General features: G+C 71.7%; 15 protein-coding genes and 4 pseudogenes. 11 read left to right on the top strand and 8 right to left on the bottom strand.

Translation table 11 applies throughout. From position 1 onward, the window contains the following. The first annotated feature begins 125 nt into the window (after positions 1-125). Genes ABFX81_RS06290 through ABFX81_RS06275 form a run of 4 tightly spaced genes read left to right on the top strand, consistent with a single transcriptional unit; the run spans position 126 to position 4,655 of the window. Positions 126-1,130, top strand: coding sequence for a 3-oxoacyl-ACP synthase III family protein (locus tag ABFX81_RS06290; protein WP_346137729.1), 1,005 nt, complete (start codon positions 126-128; stop codon positions 1,128-1,130). After that, complete coding sequence (locus tag ABFX81_RS06285; RefSeq protein ID WP_346137728.1) at positions 1,127-2,077, top strand: alpha/beta fold hydrolase; 951 nt, start codon at positions 1,127-1,129, stop codon at positions 2,075-2,077. The genes ABFX81_RS06290 and ABFX81_RS06285 overlap by 4 nt, the downstream gene beginning before the upstream one ends. Next, a complete protein-coding gene (locus tag ABFX81_RS06280) occupies positions 2,074-3,675 on the top strand; it encodes an AMP-binding protein (RefSeq protein WP_086847331.1) in 1,602 nt (533 codons plus the stop codon). The genes ABFX81_RS06285 and ABFX81_RS06280 overlap by 4 nt, the downstream gene beginning before the upstream one ends. Further along, entirely contained in the window at positions 3,672-4,655 is a 984-nt protein-coding gene (locus ABFX81_RS06275) for an NAD-dependent epimerase/dehydratase family protein (RefSeq protein ID WP_086847329.1), read from the top strand. The genes ABFX81_RS06280 and ABFX81_RS06275 overlap by 4 nt, the downstream gene beginning before the upstream one ends. 11 nt (positions 4,656-4,666) lie before the next feature. Here ABFX81_RS06275 and ABFX81_RS06270 read toward each other — a convergent pair whose 3' ends face one another. Next, a complete protein-coding gene (locus tag ABFX81_RS06270) occupies positions 4,667-5,239 on the bottom strand; it encodes a DM13 domain-containing protein (RefSeq protein WP_086847327.1) in 573 nt (190 codons plus the stop codon). 199 nt (positions 5,240-5,438) lie between these two features. Here ABFX81_RS06270 and ABFX81_RS06265 point away from each other — a divergent pair, with 199 nt between their 5' ends. After that, on the top strand, positions 5,439-5,885 hold the full coding sequence (locus ABFX81_RS06265) for an SRPBCC family protein (protein ID WP_086847325.1): 447 nt from the start codon (positions 5,439-5,441) through the stop codon (positions 5,883-5,885). 72 nt (positions 5,886-5,957) lie between these two features. Here the strand turns inward: ABFX81_RS06265 and ABFX81_RS06260 are convergent, their stop codons facing one another. From ABFX81_RS06260 to ABFX81_RS06235, 6 genes and pseudogenes are all read right to left on the bottom strand, one after another. Then, on the bottom strand, positions 5,958-6,494 hold the full coding sequence (locus ABFX81_RS06260; protein WP_086847324.1) for a hypothetical protein: 537 nt from the start codon (positions 6,492-6,494) through the stop codon (positions 5,958-5,960). Between the two features lie 102 nt (positions 6,495-6,596). Next, positions 6,597-6,866, bottom strand: a pseudogene (locus ABFX81_RS06255) (TetR family transcriptional regulator C-terminal domain-containing protein); the annotation flags it as partial. Between the two features lie 123 nt (positions 6,867-6,989). Continuing rightward, positions 6,990-7,652: pseudogene (locus ABFX81_RS06250) on the bottom strand (HAD family hydrolase); the annotation flags it as partial. A gap of 39 nt (positions 7,653-7,691) precedes the next feature. Next, complete coding sequence (locus ABFX81_RS06245) at positions 7,692-8,543, bottom strand: helix-turn-helix domain-containing protein (protein WP_086847320.1); 852 nt, start codon at positions 8,541-8,543, stop codon at positions 7,692-7,694. Between the two features lie 250 nt (positions 8,544-8,793). Next, positions 8,794-9,081, bottom strand: a complete 288-nt coding sequence (locus tag ABFX81_RS06240; protein WP_346137726.1) for a helix-turn-helix domain-containing protein — start codon at positions 9,079-9,081, stop codon at positions 8,794-8,796. 140 nt (positions 9,082-9,221) lie between these two features. After that, positions 9,222-9,374, bottom strand: a pseudogene (locus ABFX81_RS06235) (PucR family transcriptional regulator); the annotation flags it as partial. A gap of 274 nt (positions 9,375-9,648) precedes the next feature. On the opposite strand from ABFX81_RS06235, the pseudogene ABFX81_RS42170 reads away from it, so the two are divergent. Beyond that, a pseudogene (locus ABFX81_RS42170) lies at positions 9,649-10,011 on the top strand (helix-turn-helix domain-containing protein); the annotation flags it as partial. 162 nt (positions 10,012-10,173) lie between these two features. Here ABFX81_RS42170 and ABFX81_RS06230 read toward each other — a convergent pair. Further along, positions 10,174-11,328 carry a M20 metallopeptidase family protein gene (locus ABFX81_RS06230; protein WP_346137779.1) on the bottom strand — a complete coding sequence of 385 codons (1,155 nt, stop codon included), beginning with the start codon at positions 11,326-11,328 and terminating at the stop codon, positions 10,174-10,176. A 498-nt stretch (positions 11,329-11,826) separates the two neighbouring features. On the opposite strand from ABFX81_RS06230, the gene ABFX81_RS06225 reads away from it, so the two are divergent. The 5 genes from ABFX81_RS06225 (at position 11,827) to ABFX81_RS06205 (ending at position 19,986) form a co-directional block, all read left to right on the top strand. Continuing rightward, positions 11,827-12,498 carry a pyridoxamine 5'-phosphate oxidase family protein gene (locus tag ABFX81_RS06225; protein WP_086855410.1) on the top strand — a complete coding sequence of 224 codons (672 nt, stop codon included), beginning with the start codon at positions 11,827-11,829 and terminating at the stop codon, positions 12,496-12,498. Between the two features lie 156 nt (positions 12,499-12,654). Beyond that, positions 12,655-14,166, top strand: a complete 1,512-nt coding sequence (locus tag ABFX81_RS06220; RefSeq protein ID WP_086855409.1) for an FAD-dependent monooxygenase — start codon at positions 12,655-12,657, stop codon at positions 14,164-14,166. A 294-nt stretch (positions 14,167-14,460) separates the two neighbouring features. Continuing rightward, positions 14,461-15,993, top strand: a complete 1,533-nt coding sequence (locus ABFX81_RS06215; protein WP_346137725.1) for an MFS transporter — start codon at positions 14,461-14,463, stop codon at positions 15,991-15,993. Positions 15,994-16,184: 191 nt separating this feature from the next. Next, on the top strand, positions 16,185-16,910 hold the full coding sequence (locus ABFX81_RS06210) for a siderophore-interacting protein (protein WP_346137724.1): 726 nt from the start codon (positions 16,185-16,187) through the stop codon (positions 16,908-16,910). Positions 16,911-16,956: 46 nt separating this feature from the next. Continuing rightward, positions 16,957-19,986 (top strand): AfsR/SARP family transcriptional regulator, encoded by a 3,030-nt coding sequence (locus ABFX81_RS06205; RefSeq protein WP_346137723.1) that lies wholly within the window; start codon positions 16,957-16,959, stop codon positions 19,984-19,986. Positions 19,987-20,011 lie beyond the last annotated feature (25 nt).

Genomic DNA, 20,011 nt, shown 5'->3' with positions numbered 1-20,011 from the left:
GGACCGGCGCCCAAGTCCCGGTTCACCCGTTGGCGTGGTCTCCTTCCAGCGAACGAGTGAACTCCAAGTCACGGTGCGTGACCGGCCGTTACGGTGGCGCGGTGCTCGAAGCCCCGCGTGCCCGCTTGACAGCAATCGCCGTCCATCTGCCGTCCCGCTACCGGACCATGGAGGAGATCCGGGCCGGGATCGCCGCCGCCGGAAGTCCCTACGTACCGCCGCCCGGTCTGCTCGAGGACGTCACCGGCGTGCGCGGCGTCCATGTCCGCGAGGAGGGGGAGTGCTCCTCGGACCTCGCGGTCTCGGCTGCCCGCAAGGCCCTCGCGGACGCCGGCACGGCCATCGGCGAAGTGGACCTGCTGCTGTTCGCCGCCACCAGCCAGGACATGATCGAACCGTCGACCTCGCACCTCGTCGCCGCCAAACTGGGCGCCACCTGCCCGGTGTTCGACGTGACGAACGCCTGCAACAGCGTCCTCAACGCGATGGAGGTGGCGAGCGCGTTCATCGCCACCCGCCGCTACCGCACGGTGCTCATCGCCTGCGGCGAGACGGGCACCATGGTCACGCGCTGGCACGTCCCCGACCACGAGGCGCTGATGCGGGCCATGCCCGGCTACACCGTCTCCGACGCCGGCGCCGCCCTGCTCCTCACCGCCGGGCCCGCCGGGGAGCACGACCCCGGAGTGCTCACCCTCCGGTTCGCCGCGGACTCCACCGCCTGGAACGCCTGCACCGTCAGCGGCGGCGGCTCCCTGCACCCGCGGGCGTTCGACGACGAGCACCTGACCATCCGGCTCAACGGCGACCTGCTCCGCACGACCACGGTCGAGGGTCTGACCTTCCTCCGGCAGGCGGCGGAGCGGGAGTTGGAGACGGTCCGCTCCAGCTCCTTCATCGCCTTCCACCAGATCGGCATGCCCCAGTACCAGGAGATGGTCGACAGACTCCCCCTGCCCGCGGACCGGTGCATGCCGGCCGTGGCGGAGCACGGCAACTGCGCCGCGGCCTCCCTGCCCCTGCAACTGGTCAAGGCGCTGGAGACCGACCGCATCGAGCCGGGCGACATGGTGGCGATGATCGGCCTGGCCAGCGGCATGAGCTTCGGTCTGGCGCTGGTCCGCTGGTGACCGCCGAGAACCGGCGCACGGCCGCCGACACGCCGGCTTCCGTCCTCCAACTCCTGCTGCCCGGCTACCCGGGACGCGAGCACTGGCGCCTCGTGCCGTCGACGGGCCAGCACTACCTGGACGTCGGTACGGGCGAACCGCTGCTGTTCCTGCACGGCAACCCGACCTGGAGCTACGCCTGGCGCAAGCTGCTCCCCACGCTGGCCCCGCACGCCCGGTGCCTGGCCCCGGACCTGCCCGGACTCGGCCTGTCCCAGCACATGGAAATGCCGTCCGACCCGCAGGCCCGGTATCTGCGCCAACTGGACCACCTGGACGCCCTTTACGAGCACCTGGTCCGCCACGAGGGGGTCCCGCGGCAGGGCTGGACGTTCGTCGTGCACGACTGGGGCGGCCCGCTCGGCGTCGCCTGGCTGCTGCGCAACCCGGGCGTCGTCTCCCGGCTGGTGGTCCTCAACACCATCGCCTTCCCCTGGCCCGACGGCTACCGGCTGCCGTTCTACCTGCGCTGGATCAGGGATCACCGGCCGGTCGCGGACGTGGTGCACGCCACCAACGCCTTCGCCCGGGCCGCGGTCCGCCTCGGCGTCACCCACCGGCTCAGCCGGGCCGAGCGGCGCGCCTACCTGCTGCCCCATGCCCGCCGGGACAACCGCCGGGCGATCGTGGAGTTCGTGCGCGCCATCCCCCGTCACCCCGCGGACGCGGCCTGGCAGATGCTCACCCCCCGCGACGGCGCGGACGACCTGGCACGGCTGCCGATGCTCATCGGCTGGGGTATGCGCGACCCGGTCTTCACGCCGCGGGTCCTCGCCGAGTGGATCCGCCGGTACCCGCAGGCCGTCGTCCACCGCTTCCCGCGCGCCGGGCACCTGGTGATGGACGACGCCGGCGACGAACTCGGCGGTCACATCCGTGACTTCCTGCGAGGACGAGGACAGCGATGACCACCACGTACGACAGCGTCTTCGCCCGCCTCGCCCGGCTGGCCGAGGACGCGCAGGCCACCGTGCTCGTCCGCTGCACCGGCGCCTCGTCCGACCGGGCGGTGACGACGGCACAGTTGCTGGACGGCTGCCGCCGCACCGCCGACGCCCTCCGGGCGGCCGGGGTGGGGCGCGGCGACAAGGCCGTGGTGATGACCCGGGACGCCTGTCGACTCGTCACGGCCGTCTACGCCCTGACCTCGCTCGGGGCCGTCCCGGTGCTGATCGAGCCGCGCGCCGAGGTACGGCGCTGTCTGGACGAGGTCGCCCCCGGCGTCTTCATCGGGGATCCCCTGGCACACGTGGCGCGCCGGGCCCTGGGCTGGGGCCGCGGCCATGTCCGTACGGCCCTGGTCACCGGCCGCGCCTTCCCCGGCCAGGACCGGCTGCTGGGACACAGCCTGCCCTTGGCGGTGCCGGACGGCGACGGCCCCGCGCCACGCGTCCCGGAACCGCGGCCCGAGGACCTGGCGATGATCGCCTTCACCTCCGGCTCCACCGGACAGCCCAAGGGCGTCGAGTACGACTACAGCACCCTGGCCGGACAGCTGACCGCCCTGGACGCCGTACTCCGCCCGGCGGCCGGTGACGTCCTGCTCTCCTGCTTCCTGCCGTTCGCCGCGCTGGGCCCGCTGCTCGGCCTCACGACGGTCGCCCCGCAGGTCGACCATCTGGCCCCGGCCCGCACGCCCCCGCGTCGCCTCGTCGGTCCCCTGCTGCGTCACGGGGCCGACATCGTCCTCGGTTCACCGGCGGTGCTCGGCCTGATCGCCGGCCACTGCGCCCGCCACGGCCTGACATTGCCCTCGGTCCGCCGCGTGCTGTCCTTCGGCGCACCGCTGCGCCCACGTCTCGTCGAGCTGCTGTCGGAGGCCCTGCCGGCCGGGGCGGAGATCCTCAGCGTCTACGGCGCCACGGAGTGCCTGCCCGTCGCCGCCATCGGCTCCGACGACCTGCGCGCGCTGCGCACCCAGCCGCCCCCCGGCCAGGCCGGCACCTGCCTGGGCCGGCCGCTGCCCGGCATCGAGGCGTGCGTCCTGGACGCGGACGCCACCGGTCTCGGGGAGATCGCCGTCGCGGGGCCCGTGGTCAGCCCGGGCTACCACGCCCGCCCCGACGCCACCGCCGCAGCCAAGTCGCTCGCCGGGGGCGCCCTGTGGCACCGCACCGGCGATCTGGGACGCATCGACGACCAAGGCCGGCTGTGGTACCTCGGCCGCAAGGCCCACCTCGTCACGGGCGAGGACTTCACCCTCACCACCGAGGACGTCGAGGCCGCCGCCGACACCGCCGCCGGAGTCCGCCGCACCGCCCTGGTCGGCGTCGGCCCGGCGGGACGGCAGCGGGCGGTGCTCTGCGTCGAACGCGCACCCGGCACACCCAAGGGCACGGTTCTGGCGGCGTTGCGTGCCGTCCTCGGCGACCACCGGCACGGCCGCCGCATCGGCACGGTGCTGTTCCACCCCCGCTTCCCGACCGACATCCGCCACAACTCCAAGATCGACCGTGCCCGGCTGGCCGCCCACGCCGCCAAGTACGTTTCCGGAGGCGCCCGATGAGGGTCCTGGTCACGGGTGGCAGCGGCTTCCTCGGGCAGGAGATCTGCCGCCGGCTCTTCGCCCGCGGCACCACGACCTCCTCCCTCGGCCGCCGCCCGAGCCCCGCCCTGGAGCAGCTCGGCGTGCGCCAGCACCTGGGCGACCTCGCCGACCCGGCCGCCGTCTCCCGCGCGCTCGCCGGCTGTGACGCCGTCATCCACAACGCCGCCCTGGCAGGCGTCAGCGGCCCGCTGGCGCCGTACTGGAGAACCAACGTCGTCGGCACCCGCAACGTCATCGACCAGTGCCGCGCCCACGGGATCGGCACCCTCGTGTACACCTCGACCGCCAGCGTCGTCTTCCGGCCCGGCGGCCTGGAGAACGCCGACGAGCGCTGCCCCTACCCCCGCCGGCACCTGGCCGCCTACCCGCGCACCAAGGCACACGCGGAAGCCCTCGTCCTGGCCGCCGACGGCCCGGCCCTGGCCACCGTCTCCCTGCGCCCCCACATCATCTGGGGCCCCGGCGACCCGCATTTCGCCCCGGCCCTGGCACGCGCCGTACGCGCGGGCCGGCTGGTGATGCCCGGCGACGGCACCAACCTCGTCGACACGACGCATCTGCACACGGCCGCCCACGCGCACCTGCTCGCTCTCGACCGGCTCCGGGAGGGCCGCCCCGTCGGAGGCCGCGCCTACTTCATCACCCAGGACGATCCCCGCCCGCTGCGCGAGCTCACCGCGCACTTCCTGCGCGCGGCCGGCGTCCGCGCCACCTGGTGCACCGTCCCCCACCGCCTGGCCCACGCCGTCGCGGCCACGTCCGAGACCGTCCTGCGGCTGAGCGGCCTCAGCCGCACCCACGCCCTCAGCCGCTTCCTCGTCGCCGAGCTGGTGCACCCCCACTGGTTCAGCGTCCAAGCGGCCCGCCGCGACCTGGAGTTCCGGCCACCGGTCAGCTTCGACGCGGGCATCGCCGCGCTGTCCGGTCAGTGGCCGTAGGGGGTCCGCTGTCAGGTGCGGGCCAGCTCCGCGGCGCCGAACGACACGTCAAATCGGTCGCACCAGATGCTCACGCTGCTGAAGCCCGAAAGGTCCGTGTCACGGGGGAGGGCGTAGTTCTGGCTTCCCTTGTTGCCTTTGAGCTTGCCGAGGCTGACGTACTTGCCGTCGTCGAAGACGTGCCAGCCCGCCTTCCCCTGCTTCACCGGCGCGTCGGTCAGCCAGACGCGCAGGTCCGGTCCGTTGCTGGTGTTCAGGTTCTCCAGCCGGACGACATGAGAACCGTCGGCCAGCCGTACGAGCTTCACCGTGCCCGAGGTCGCGTGCTCGTGGCTGATCAGCTCACCGCTCGCCAGTGTCCGCGGACCGGTGGCCGGGGAAGGCGACCCGGAGGGAGGCTCGGAGGGCGCCGCCGCGGGAGGGGCGGAGGTCTCCGCGACCCCGGGCAGGGCCTCCTGAACGGTCTCGTCCTGCCAGAGCTTCCACGGCTGGAACCAGTACAGCCCGAAGCCGACTCCGCCGACCGCCACCACCAGCACCGCGATGACCAACGGCCCGGTCAACACCTTGCGCACGCGCCCCATCCCCACTCGCCTCCTGAGAGTTCCGCAACCCTCCCGATTCAACGCCAACACACGGCCGCCCCACATCCCGCGGCTGATGACGGAATCCTTACGTCTGGAGCCTCGACAGCTCGTCGTGCGTCCACCCCGGGCATCGAGGATGCTGGGCCTCAGCAGCCGACCCCGCATCCGGGCCGGCCGAGGACAAGGATGCAGCGCCATGACGATCGACGTGTCCGCGGAGCGCGTGATCCCGCTCCCGCCCGAACGTGTGGCCGAGTACGCCATGGACTGGCGCCATGACGCCGAGTGGACCCAGGGCATCCGCACCGCGGAGCTGACCCGGGAGGCGGACGGGGGCGGCTTCGGTGTGAACGCCGAGGTCACCCGGACGGCATACTTCCTCGGCCGGCGCATCGACTACGTCCTGCGGGTGGCCGCGTACGCACCGCCTCACCTGCTGGACATGATCTCCGTGGCCGGTCCGATGCCCATGCATGTCACGTACGCCTTCGCGCCGGACGCAAGAGGCACACTCGCCCGCATTCGCGTCCGGGGCGGCGAAGGCGGCTTCTACCGGCTGGCCGCGCCGCTGCTCGCCCGCCAGGTCCGCTCCTCCCTCCGCAAGGACCTGCGCGACCTCGAACAGCGGCTCACCGGGCGGTAGGCGGAGCCACTGGGCGCTGCGCTTCTCGGCCACCACCCGGCCACGCCCGACCGCCGTCGGGCCGCCCGGCAGTCAGCCTTCGTCCGCCCTGGTCAGGGCTTCGGTGATCATGCGGGTGGCGAATTCGCGGTCGTCGGTGAGGCGGTTGATGTGCTCCGCGAGCAGGAAGGCGGTGGCTTCCAGGGGGTTCATCTCGTCCATGGTCCAGTCTCCGTACTGCTTGCGCCACAGGCTCGGGCTCAGGCCGGTGCCGGCGGCGACGAGCAGTCCGGCCATGGTGGGGATCGCTTCGGGACGGACGCTCCTGGGCATCATGCGCATCGTGGCCACGAGGTTGGGCACCACGCTCTCGATGACGTCCTTGTCGTGGTCCTCGTAGGCCATCCGCAGCCACTGCATGAACATGTAGATGAGCGTGCACGCGCCGTCCAGCAGGTCGTCGACCCCGCGGGGCCCCAAGGACACGGCGAACTGGTCGGTCAACGCCTGCTGTTCTGCGTCGGTCTCGGATCTGCCGTCGTAGATGGCCTTGAGCCGAGAGTCGATCATCATGAGTGCTGCGCCCACATCGCCGGCGGGAGCGTGCTGGGGGTCGCAGGGCGATGACACAGTGTTCCTCCTCGGCTGACCGACGGCGGCACGGCGTGTTCGTACAGTAGCCCGCCGGTGACGTCAGAGGCCCGGTCATCCACGTCATCCACGTCATCTACGTCATCTACGGAAGACGCGGTTCAGGTGGTGGTCCAGGACCGCGATGGCGGACTCCGGAGTGCGCTGGCCGACGAGGATGCCCGTGCCGAGTCCCGCGGACATGGCGAGCAGGCCGGCGGCCTCCGACCGTGCGTCCACACCGGGCTCGAGCAGATCCGCCTCCTGCGCCTGGCGGAGCAGTCCGGTCAGGGCGTCTTCGGCGGCGTCGGGGTTCTTGATGAAGGGCTGGGCCGCCAGCGCCAGGTCGTTCACGGAGAGAACGGCGTAGGAGACCACGCACCGGCTCTCGGCCACCGATGCCCCCTGGGGCCGCCCCGGCCCTGAGCGGTCCACCGGTCCGTCGGTGGACCACCGGCAGTTCCCGACGCCGTGATCGCGCCTGCCACGGCGTGATCACCGCACTGCGGCTGATCCCTCCAGCCCGGCGAAGGCGAGGATGCCGGGGACCGCTTCGCGCAGGCTCGTGAAGTGACGGTGCACGCCGGCCACCGCAGCCGCCGTGTTGACGCCCCACACCGTCATGCCGGCCCGCAGCCCTGCTTCGACGCCGGACGGGGCGTCCTCGATGACCAGGCAGTCCTCGGGCCGGACACCGAGCTGCTCGGCGGCCAGCAGGTAGGGCACGGGCGAGGGTTTGCCCTCCTCCACCGCGGCGGCGTCCACGATGACGCGCGGGACCGGCAGGCCCGTCCGAGCGAATCGCCCGCGCACCCGGTGCTCGTAGTTGGAGGTCACGAGCGCCCACGCTCCCGACGGCAGGGCGCCCAGAAGCTGTGACGCGCCGTCGAAGGCCCCGTAGACGCCGCACCGGACGTCCTCGTCCTCCAGCTCGTGCAGCGCGGCCAGGCACTCCCGTGGATCCTGGTCCGGGGCCACCTTCGCGAAGGTCTCGATCGGCCGCGTCCGCAAGGCCACCCGATAGACCTCGGCCGCGTCGAGCCCGTATCGCCCCGCCCAACTCGCCCAGACGCGGCGCTGGTTGTCCACGGCGTCGATCAACGTGCCGTCGACGTCGAAGAGGACGCACTTACTGGGGCCGGGCGGCGCAGGCTCGCTGGTATGCCGTGATCATGCCAGGAGCTACGGAAGGCCGTTTCACGGACACCGCGCGTCGGTGTTCGCCGAGCTGACACCCGACGCCGCCAACGCCTGCCATGCGCTGGGGGACATACCGTAGGCGTCCCGGAAGGTGCGGCTGAAGTGGGAGGGGCTGCTGAAGCCCCAACGCTGTGCCACGGCGGCCACGGTTGTCCTGCGATTCGACGCCCGGCCGAGCTCCTGCCTGCACGAGTCCAGCCTGCGCTGCCGCACCCACTGGCCCACTGTGGTGCCGTCGTCCTGGAAGAGCTTGTGCAGATAGCGGACGGAGATGTGATGCGCGCGTGCGATCGATTCCGGTGACAGCTCCGGCTCCGTCAGATGCTCCTCGATGAAGGCCCGGATCCGCGACAGCATCTCGCCGCCGGATTTCGACGCGCCGGACGTGTCCGGTCCCGTCTCCGCCTGGAGGAGTTCCATGACGAGGACGGCGAGGAGGTCCACGGCACTGCGGGCGAGCCGGTCCCCGATCGCCGACCGGTGGAACTCCTCCTCGGCGGCGAGCGCGGACAGGAAGCCCGACACCAGCGCCCCCATACCTACACCGTGCCGCACCGGTACACCCACGACCCGGTCCAGGTCCGGCTCGGCGACGCCCAGGTGGCGGCGGGTCGTCCGGAAGTACGTCATCAGGCAGTCCTCGCCGAACCGGAGGACATCACGCCGGGCCGGATCGCAGAAGACCATGTCCCCCGGCTCCAGGAAGGCCTCGTCCTCCCCGGCCCGGGTGAGCGCGACCGTCCCCCGGACGTGCAGGCCCAGGTACAGGAACTCGCCCTCCCCCTCGTCGGGCATCGCGGACAGCATCCGAACGAGATCGGACACACGGGTCATCGATAACTCGGTCATGAGAACTCCAAGCTCCGGGCCCGGGTCACCGGGAAACACGCGCTCTGTCGCGGAACTCCGGCTTGGCACCATCGTCATCGTTCGTGGTCATGTCCCCCACGGCCTTCCCCCCTGTCGGCGTCGGTGTACATCGTCGGGCACCGGCGGTTTCGACCGCCACCGCGCGCCGTGCGAATCCGTTTGAGAACTTTTCTCGCTCTGTAGGAAGGCCGTGGAAGCCACAGAGTTCCCGGCGTTCGGCCAGCCGGGGTCAGATCGGTGCCTCTTCGCCCGCCCTGGCGAGGAGTTCCTCGACCCGAAGGCCCATGTGCAGGACCAGCCGGTCGGCGCCGTTGTCCAGGTCGAGGCCGGTGATCTCCCGTATCTGCCGCAGCCTGTAGTACAGCGACGTCCGGTGGAGTCGCAGGGCGTCCGCAGTCCTGGGGATGGAGCCGGCGTTGTCCAGGAAGCACCGCGGGGTGTCCCGCAGCGGGCACCGCCCTGAGCCTGGGCCAGGGCGCGCAGCGGCTGCGGGAGCAGCGAGGCGTTCAGGACGCACTCCGGCAGGTGCAGGAGCACGGCGAACTCCCCCAGTTGCGCCCAGTCGCCCATGCCCTTCAGGTGGGGCAGCCGACGGGCCGCACGGACCGCCACAAGTGCCTGCTCGTACGAGGTCCACGCGTCGGCGAGACCGGTCCGGGGGCCGCCGATGCCGACCACCGGAGCGGCTGACGCGTCGAGGAAGGTGCCGAGTTCCTCGATGATGCGCCGGGACTGCTCGCGCAGTCCGTCCGGGCCCGGGGGCCGGTCCCGGACCTGGAGCAGGACTGCCCGGTCCTGCTCGATCGCCATGACGCCGTGTGCCGAACGCGTCTGCCGGAATCCCTCCATCGCTCCCCCTGAGGGCCGCCTCGGTCCGTCCCGGCGGCTCCTCGCCCCGGGACACCTGCACGACGCTGACCACGACGTGCGGCCTCTCCCTCAGCAGCCCGCTGTCCAGCGCCTGTCGCCGCGCGGCGTCGCGCGCCGCCGAGCTGGTGCCGAGCAGGCCTAGCAGCAGGTCCTGTGCGCCGGTCTCCTCTGTGTCGGCCGCGAGGCGTTCCGCGTACATCTGCGCGGACACGGGGTGAGCGGCTCGCGCGATGGTCTCCTTCTCCCGCCCGGTCAGTTGCCGCTGCGGCGCGACGATCACCATCAGGCCGAGGAGGTGACCGCGTTCCCGGAGCGGCACGATGTAGCGGGGCGGCCGAACTTCGGGGAATTGCTGCGGCGCCGCCGGCGGTCCGTCGAAGCACGGCCCGCGCTCGGCACCGCCCTGGAGATCTTCGAACGGCTGGACGCCCGGCCCTGGGTCGAGCGCACCGCCGCCGAACTCCGGGCGGCGGGCGTCGCGGTGGCACCCGCCGCGGTGCCGGAAGCCGTGTCCGGCCTGACGCCGCAGGAACTTCAGGTCGCCCAACTGGCGGCCGAGGGCCTGACGAACCGGGACATCGGTGCCCGGCTCTACCCGTCTCCGCGCACCATCGGCTTCCACTGCACAAGGTCTTCCCCAAGCTCGGCGTCACCGGCCGCGCCCAACTGCGTGACACCCTGGCGACGTGCCACGGCCGGACTGGTCCGGAGTGCCGCGGCCGCGCCTCGAGGCGGATGTCTAACGGTGGGTCCGCTCCGCGATCCACCCCGCCATGGCCCGTACGCCGATGCCGATGGACCGCTCGTCCGGGGCGAAATCGGGGAAGTGCGGGTAGCTGGTGGTGATCGGGGAGCCGGGGGCGCGGACGCCGAGGAACGTGTACGTGCCGGGGACGCGCTCCAGGTAGAGGGCGTAGTCCTCGCCGCTGAAGGGCGGGAACGCGGAACGGAGCGTGGCCACCGAGTCACGGCCCAGCCTGCGGCGCAGGTGTCGGGCGAGCGCCCGGGCGTCGGGTTCCGGGCAGACCAGGGCCGGGAACGGCTCGGCGGGAAAGCTCACCGCCGCTCCCGCGTACGGCTCGGCCAGCCGGCGGATCTCCTCGCGCACCTCCGTGTACCGCTCCTGCGGCCAACAGCGGTAGGACACGCTCACCTTGGTCTCCTGCGCCGAGGCCCGGAGGGCGACGAAGCGGGCGAACGGCCCGTCGGGCGTCTGGGCGTCGGTGACCATCCGCTCGATGTCCGCGGGCGTCTGCGGGGGTGTCACCGTGGCGAGGGCGCCGATCCCGGCGGCCAGTCGCCGCGCGGCCTCGGGCCCGTCCGGGCCCTGAAGCGTCACCTCCGCCTTGTCCTGTCCCGGCATCCCGTAGCCCCCAGTCACAGCGAACTGGCCCACAGGGAAAGGCCCGCAGTGCAGCGCGTGGATCTCCTCGGCACGGGTGCGCTCCAGCACGCCCGCCTCGATCAGTGCCCGGGCTCCGGAGAGGCTTTCCTCGGCAGGCTGGAAGAGGAACACCACCGTGCCGCTCAGGTGCCGCCGCAGCCGCGCCAGGACCTTCGCGACGCCCAGGGCCACCGTCGTGTGGATGTCGTGCCCGCACAAGTGGGCCGCGGCGTGGCCGCCTCCGACGATGTCCTTGGGCGGCACCGCGTCCATGTCCGCCCGGTAGGCGACCGTCCGGCCCGGACGCGCGCCGTGCAGGACACCGACCACGCCATGACCGCCGACCCCGGTGGTGACGGTCAGCCCGGCCGCCCGCAGTTTCCGGGCCACCACGCCCGCGGTACGACGCTCCTCCCCAGGCAGCTCGGGGTGCCGGTGGATGTCCCGTCTCAGCTCGATCAACCCGCCCTCGAGGCGCGCGGCCTCGGCGTCCACCGCCCCGTTCCCCACCGGCCCCCTCCCCCCGTCGGCGACGGCCTTCCCCGCAGTACCCCACACCGTTGCCGCACCGGCTGCCGCCGCCATGCCGGCCAGCAGCGTACGGCGGGCCGGAGCGTGCTCCGTAGGACGCTTCACTGTTCCCCCTTCACGGTCCGTCAATTGGCCACCCGGCGAGCGGGAGACCCGTGCGTACACGATCACTCGTCTCGCGGGCCTCCGCCCATCCGGCGAGCCACCGCTCATGGGTGGGGACACCCCCCGTCCGTCCCCGTGGCCCTGGCCCGGCTCGTGCGGTGGTCGTTCGGCGGGGATGCCGTCCCGCTGCGTCCGTACGGGCGTCTGCTCTAGTCTCGTCCATGGCCGGTGACGATTTTCGGCCAGCCAGGTGACCGAATTCGTCACGTACGCCGAGGTGAACACCGAGAACAGGGCCCGGACACGGACACCAGTCCCCATGCCACGGCTCGACGAGCTGCCGCCCTGCCGAAATCGCTGTCAGGAGGACCGTTGCACCACGATGAGCGGGCAGACCGGCCCGGAAGCCACGGCGAGCACCAGGTCCAGCGGGAGCTGGGCACCGTCGCGCGCGCCGACCGGTTCTACGACGATCAGGTCCTGCGGCGGCTCAATGCGCGGATGCAGGAGTTCGTGGCCCGCCAGGAGATGTTCTTCCTCGCGACCTCCGACGGCCACGGCGAGTGCGACAGCACCTTCCGGGCAGGCCCGCCGGGCTTTCTCCGGGTACTGGACGACGCGACTCTGGCCTACCCGGAGTACCGCGGGAACGGCGTCATGGCCTCGCTCGGCAACATCCGGGAGAACCCGCACATCGGCATCCTGATGATCGATTTCTCCCAGGACCGCATCGGCCTCCATGTCAACGGCCGCGCACGGCTGGTCACCGACGACACGATGCACCGGAGGATTCCGGACCTGCCGGTCGACCCGGTACCCGGCCGCCGCCCCCACGTGTGGGTGGAGGTCGAGGTCGAAGAGGCATACATCCACTGCTCGAAGCACATACCGAGGCTCGTCAGAGCCCCCCTCCGGCAGCACACCGACGGCACGGACCGCTCCGCCGCCGACGGCGAACAGGCCTGGGGCACCGACGACCCCAAGCGCAAGGGGGGCGACTACTTCGGAGCGGCGGCCCGGAAACGGGGAATCGATTCCCGCTGAAGGCCGGCCGGGAATGGCCGACAGTCTTCCGGTTTCTCCTTTGCTAACGCCACGCAGGCACGATCTGCCGATGACGGAGAAAGCAGATCTCCGGCGTTCGGCGGATGCGCCGAACGCACCTCAGCGTGCGAATTCTGGCGTCAGGGAGACGAAACCATGGAGAAGACCGAAGTCGTGGTGGTCGGCAGCGGCCCGACAGGGCTGCTGCTCGCCGCCGAGCTGGCGCTGGCGGGCGTCGACGTGGTGGTGCTGGACAAACTGCCCGAGCGCCGCGTCCAGGCAAAGGCCCTCAACCTTCAGCCCCGTACCGCCGAGGTGCTCGATCTGCGCGGCCTGCTCGACGACGCGCACGAGCGCGCCATCGCCACCGTCGCCGAGGGGCATTTCGCCAGGCTGCCCGTGCCGCTCCGGTACGACGGCTGGTCGGCCCGGCGCCCCTACCAGGTCGGCATTCCGCAGGCGCGGGTCGAGGAGCTGCTCGAAGAGCGTCTCCTCAGCCACGGGACACGTGTCCGCTACGGGCACGAGCTGGTGGGCCTGGTACAGGACAGCACGGGCGTCACTGCCACCGTGCGTGTCCCGAACGGCGACGAACGGACGCTGCGGGCCGCCTATCTGGCCGCCTGCGACGGCGGCCGGAGCACCGTCCGCAAGCTGCTCGGGGTTCCCTTCCCGGGCACCGACGCGCGGGCTTTCGGCATCGTGGCCGACGTGGTGCTCGGTCAGACCTCGGCGGAGGTGCCGACCCGGTGGACCTCCACGGCGAAGCTGTTCGCCCACACCGCACCCGCCGGACAGGTCACCGCCCTGATCCCGCTGGACGAGCCCGGCCATTACCAGCTCTTCACCATCGGCCCGGACATCCGCCCGGAGAGCCGGGAGGCTCCCGTGTCGAAGGCGGAGCTGGAGACCGCGCTGCGGATTTCCTACGGGGAGGAGGCCGAGATCACCGAAGTGCGCCAGGCCACCCGGTTCACCGACGCCTCGCGCCAGGTCGAGCGGTACCGGGTCGGCCGAGTGCTGCTCGCCGGGGACGCCGCCCACATCCACTTGCTGGCGGGCGCCCAGGGGATGAACCTCGGCATCCAGGACGCCATGAACCTCGGCTGGAAGCTCGCCGCCGAGGTACTCGGCCGGGCTCCCGAAGGACTCCTGGACAGCTACCACGCCGAACGCCATCCGGTGGCCGCGGAGGTACTGGAGAACACCCGCGCGCAGGGGCTGTTCATGTTCGCGAAGGAGGACCCCGGGGTGGACGCCCTGCGCGGGCTGTTCACCGAGCTCCTGGCACTGCCCCAGGTCAATCGCTACCTCGCGGGCAGGATCTCCGGCCTCGGCATCCGGTATCCGATGGACGGCGCCGACACCGGGCCGTCCCATGAGCTGCTGGGAGCCCGGATGCCGGACATCCAACTGGCCGACGATGTCTGGGCCGGAGAGCTGCTGCACACGGGCTGCGGCGTCCTGCTGACCGTGGACTCCGCCTTCGTCGACGCGGCTCGCCCCTGGTCCGACCGCGTCGAGGCGGTGCTGCTGCCGGAGATCCCGCTCACCGGCGAGGGCGCCGACGCGCTCTTGATCCGCCCGGACGGCTACGTCTGCTGGACGGCTCCGGCCAAGTCCGACTTGGAGACCGCCCTGACCACCTGGTTCGGCACTCCCGCCTGATCCGACCGATCGGATTCTGGAATTCTGAATTTGACAACTCGGCCGGCGTCATGTGCAACGGGATTTCCTTCCGTTCCGCCGCTGTGCTCATACACGCACCGGGCCGGTCAAGCTTGAAATAATCACACCGAATGCGGATTCCTGGAGCCCGCTGCTCGTGAAATCCGGGTGTTAGGGTCGGATTTCCGTGCCGAGACTCGACCGTGCATCGCCACAGGACTCGACATTCCACGTCTTCTCCCTGTCCGGGTCAATGACTTTCCACGCCCCTCGCCCCACCTTTGGAGTTCTCCCTTGTCTGCCGACAGCACAACCACGGCCCCCGCGCAGCCGGGTACCGATGCGTCCGGGGCTTCCCCGGGCGGCCGGCACCTCGGCCTGGCGCTCTTCGTGATCGCCGCGGCTCAGCTGATGGTGATCCTCGACGCCACGATCACCAACATCGCCCTGCCCGCGATCCAGACCGACCTGGGTGTCACCGACGCGAACCTGGCGTGGATCGTCAACTCGTACGCGCTGGCCTTCGGCGGGCTGATGCTGCTCGGCGGCAAAGCCGGCGACCTCTTCGGACGGCGGCGCATATTCCAGGCGGGCATAGCCGTCTTCACGCTCGCCTCCCTGCTGGGCGGACTCGCCCCGAACGAGGGCCTGTTGATCGGCGCCCGCATCCTCCAGGGAGTCGGCGCCGCACTCGCCGCGCCCAACGCGCTCGCCCTGATCACCACCACCTTCCCGGCCGGCAGGTCACGCAACACGGCCATGGGCGTGTACGCGGCCATGGGCGGCGTCGGCGCCACGGTCGGCCTGCTGCTGGGTGGCGTACTGACCGACGCGCTCGACTGGCGCTGGGTGTTCTTCATCAACATCCCCATCGGCCTGGTCGTCCTCGCGGGCACCAGGAGCCTCGTCGAAGCCGAGCGACACCCCGGCCGCCTGGACGTCCCGGGCGCCATCACCGGCACCGGCGGCCTGATCGCCCTCGTCTACGGCATCACGCGGGGCGGCGAGCACGGCTGGACGGACGGCCTGACGCTGGCCTCCTTCACGACGGCCGCCGTACTGCTGACGGTGTTCCTGGTCATCCAGTCCCGCGCCGCGGACCCGATGATGCCGCTGCGCCTCTTCAACGACCGCAACCGCTCCGGCAGTTACGCGACGATGCTGTTCGTCGGGTCGGGCATGTTCGCCATGTTCTACTTCCTGACGCTCTACATGCAGCTGATCCTCGGCTTCAGCGCGGTCAAGACCGGCTTCGCGTTTCTGCCGTTCAGCGTCGGCATGGCGGCCGCCGCGGGCATCAGCTCCAAGCTGATCACCCACCTGGCGCCCCGGCTGATCGCCGGACCGGGCCTGATGGTCGCCGCGGGCGGCATGTTCTGGTTCGCCACTCTGGAGCCCGACTCCTCGTATGCCGGACATCTGATGCCGGCGATGTTCGTCACCGCGCTCGGGCTCGGCATGAGCTTCGTCCCGATGACACTCGGCGCGGTCAGCGGCGTCGACCACCAGGACACCGGCATGGCCTCGGCTCTGCTGAACACCGCCCAGCAGATCGGCGGCGCCCTCGGTCTGGCGGTCCTGTCGACGATCTCCACGTCGGCGGCGAACGACCAGCTCCCCGAGGCGGCCTCCGCCTTCTTCAGGGGCCTGGCCACCAAGGACTTCCCTCTGGTCGCGAAGGCGGGCGAGGCGCTGACCCACGGCTACACGATGGCCTTCGTCGCCTCCGGCGTCATGTTCCTGGGCGGCCTGGCGGTCATGTTCCTGGCCGTCAACTCGGGCAGGCAGCAGCACGCCGAGGGTGCCGCGCCCCTCCACATGGGCTGACGCCCGGCACTGACACGACGACGTACGGCGGAGGCATCGCACCACGACGCCTCCGCCGTACCGGAGCGGACACACGCCATGACCACCTCACAGCACCCTCAGCCGGCCCTGACCGTATGGGCACAGGACCACCTCCCCGCGAGCGACTCACCAGCACCGGCGGGCCGCTCGCCCCTCGTCAGGAGTTGTCGATGCCCAGCCTGCCCGCGCCCCTTGCCCGAATGATCGAGGTCCGGGGAATGCCGTGCACGGTGACCGGGACAGAAGACCTGTCGCCGTCGTTCCGGCGGGTCCACCTCGCCTGCGAGCGCCTGAAGGGGCGGGAATGGGCACCGTGCCAGGTGACCACGTTCCTGGTCTCGCCGACCGCGTTCCGGCGCTACACGCCGGACGCGGTGGACACGGTCACCGGACGCATGTCCATCCTCTTCCACCGGCACAGCACCCTTGTCCCGGGCCCGACTTCACCCGGTGACGCGTGGCTCGACAGTCTGACGGCCGGCGCCCCGGTCTCCGCGATGGGGCTGGAGGCTACGCGCAGTTTCCGGGCGCGTGCCGAACCGGGCACCACCCTCGTGTGCGGCGATGCCACGACCGTGGGCCTGTGGTACTCGATGATCCACTGGCTGGGCGACCGGGCCCGGGTATGCGGTGTGGTCGAGGTGCCCGCGCAGGACGTGCCTGTGGTGCGGGGCCTGCTGCCCGGTGTACAGGTCGTCGCGCAGAGCGCGCAGCCGGGGGAGGCTGTGTTGTCCTGGCTGGGCGACGCCCCGCCGCGGGAGGTCACGCAGGCCTACCTGGCCGGGCACGGGCAGACCGTCCAACGCGCGCGGAATGTGGTCCGTACCCGGTATGACCTGCACCGGTCCGTCATCCACACGCAGCCGTACTGGGCGACGGGGAAGGCGGGCCTGTGACCGCCGGCACGACGTACTGAGCAAGCTTCCCCTGGTTGAGGTGGCCATGGACGATCCCCGGCAGACGGTGCCGCACGCCGTAGGTCTGATCCAGCACAAGATGTCCGTTCCGGACGTGCCCGAGCGCCTGGTGCCACGGCCCAGGATCGCGACAGCCCTCGGCGCGCTGATCGAGCGACGCCAGGTGGTGCTCGTACTGGCGACCGCGGGCGCCGGCAAGACCACCGCCGTCAGCCAGGCGACAGCGCGCCTGCCCCACCCGGTGGCGTGGCTGTCGGCCGACGCGACCGACGCCCGTCCGGGACGCCTGCTCGCCTACCTCGAAGAGGTCCTGGCACGGCACGCACCCGCCGCGCACCAGGTGGCGACCCGTGCGCTGCGCGCGGGCATCCAGCACGCGGAATCCGCCGGGCTCCTCGCCGAGTCCCTCCGGGGACACACGCTGGTGCTGGTGCTCGACGACCTGGAACGCCTGGGGGCGTCGGGTGAAGTCTGGGAGACGCTCGGCTCCTTCCTGCACTACCTTCCGCGAACGGTGCGCGCCGTCCTGGTCAGCCGGCGCGACATCCCGCCGGCGGTGCACCGGCGGCTCGACCTCACCTCGGTGGCCTCACTGCGCGAGGAAGACCTCGCCTTCACCGTCGAGGAGGCGGCCGACGCCCTGCGGCTGAACGACAACACCACGGTCGACCCGGCACAGGCGGTGTCGGCGACGGGCGGCTGGGTCACCGGTGTGCTGTTCGAGGCCTGGCGCTCCGAGGAGCACACCGCGGTCGTCGGAGGCGAGGCCGACCCGCTGCACGGCTACATGTCCTCCCGGATCCTCGCGGAACTGTCCGACGCGGACCGGGACTTCCTCGTCACGGCCGCGGTCCTCGACGAGGTGACGGCCGAACGGGCACGGGTGCTGGGCCTCGCCGCGCCGGCGAGGCGGATGCAGTCGCTGCGCTCGGTCCGGCTGCCCGTCGTCTGGTCCCGGGACGGGCGCACGATGCGCTTCCACCCGCGGCTGCGGGAGTTCCTGCTGGAGCAGCTCGGCCGGCGCGACGACGAGGAGCTGCGCCGGATCCGCCTCGCCCACGGCCGGTTGCTGGCCGGTGAAGGCCACGACGAGGAGGCCACCGAGGTCCTGTTGCTGGCCGGGGAAGCCGCCGAGGCACGCGTCTGCGGGGCGCGGGTCATCCTGCGTGTGATCGAGCGGCTCGACCTCCCCGTCGCCGAGCGCTGGCTGGACGCGTTCGGCCCGGTCGGCCGCGAGCCCCACGAACTGACCACGGCACGGCTTATGCTCGCCTGGGCCCGGGACGACTACCGCGGGGGCACGGCCATCGCCGACGCGCTCCTCGATGCCGGTACCCGCGACGAGGTCGCCCGGAGATCGGAACGGGCGGCAGCGTTGATGATCTACTGCTACGCCCAGTGCGGCCGCCCCGGGGACGTCGAGGACATCCTGCGGCTGGCCGGACCCGGCGCGGAGGTGGCCGCCGTGCGTTACTCACTGGGCACCATGTATCCCTCGTACCGCGTCGACACGCCACCGGAGCTGACCGGAGGGCCGTCCGACGCGTTCGTGCTGTTCGCGAAGTACTGGTTCGGCCACCTGAGCGACCTCGACATCTCCCTGGAGTCGCACTGGGGTACCTCCCTGGCCGCCCCGTGGCAGATCGCGGCGCTCCGCGCGCAGGGCCACACCCGCCGGGCCCTGGAGCTGTACGAACGGACCCGCGACTCGGTCTCCAACTCCCTGAGCCTGCACGCGGTCGTGCCGGAACTCCTGCTGGACGCCGGGCGCCCGAGCGAAGCGATCACGGCCCTGGAGGAAGGCCGCAGGCTCGCCCTCGCCGCCGGGGCACGCACCTGGTATCTCGGTTTCACGGAAGGGCTGGTCAGGCTCAGGATCCTCGACCGCCGCGACCCCGCGGTGTCCATGGCGCTGCTCGACGGACTGGACAACGACCCGCTCATCGAACAGGCGGTGCAGCTCAGCGCCAAGGCCCGTGCGTGGCGAGGCTGGCTGCTGCTGCGCAGCGGCGCGGATGCCGACGCGCTCGACTGCCTGCGCGAAGCCGTTTCGCTCCTGAGGGCCGGTGGCCTCCTTCTGGAACTGCCCGTCGCGGCGGTGCTCCTGGCGGAGGCGGAGTGGCGCGCCGGTCACGCGGACGAGGCCGACCGGGCCGCCGATCTGGCCCTTGAGGTGTCGGGCCGCCAGGGCTCCCACCACGTACTGCTCCAAGTCCTCGGCGAGTTCCCCGCCGTCGCCTCGCGCCGCATCGACGCCGAGGCCGAAACGGACACCCCATGGCACACCGTAGGCCGGGCGCTCGCGGCCCAGGGAGCGAACATCCAGGTCGCCGAGCGCATGCCGGCAGTGACGGTTTCGGAGTTCGGACGCCACGCCCTGCTCGTCGACGGCGCCGAGGCCCGCCTGCGCATCAGCAAGAGCCTGGAACTGCTCTCCTACCTGAGCAGCCGACCCGGCCATGCCGCCGATCGCCCCCGGGTTCTGGAGGCGCTGTTCGCACGCGACGACCGGTCCACCCGCGCCTACCTGCGTCAGGCCGTCCACCAGCTCAATCTGGCCCTGCCGCCACAGCTGCGCCTGACCGTCGAACAGAACAGGCTGTCCCTCGCCGACGAGGTGGCGCAGGGGTGCCAGTCGCTGCTGATGGAGTCCGACCTCGCCCACGCCAACCGGCTGACCGGCCGGGCGAGGCTGTCGGCGATCGAGGCGCTGCTCGCCCGCTACGAGGGCGACTACCTGCCGGGCCGCACCTCCCAGTGGGTCGAGGAACGGCGCCGGGCACTGTCCCGGCAGGCCGCCGACGCGCTCTCGTCGGCGGCCGACCTCGCCCTGCGGCTGCACCAGTACGGCGACGCCGTCCGCCTGTGCGAACGTGCAACCGCGATCGACCCGCTCCGCGAAGTGGCCTGGCGTGTACGGATGCGCGCGGCGAACGCGCTGGGCGACGACGACGGCGTCCTCATGGCGTTCCAGGACTGCGAGGCAGCACTGGCCGGGATCGACGCGACGCCCTCCCCCAGCACGCGCAGGCTGCTCGAACAGCTACAGCGGTAGAGCGGTCCGGCTCACAGCCCCTCAT

The organism is Streptomyces coeruleofuscus (assembly GCF_039532725.1).
Classification (GTDB): Bacteria; Actinomycetota; Actinomycetes; order Streptomycetales; family Streptomycetaceae; genus Streptomyces; species Streptomyces coeruleofuscus.
The sequence above is the reverse complement of the archived record's forward strand: the minus strand, read 5'-3'. Positions and strand labels throughout refer to the sequence as shown.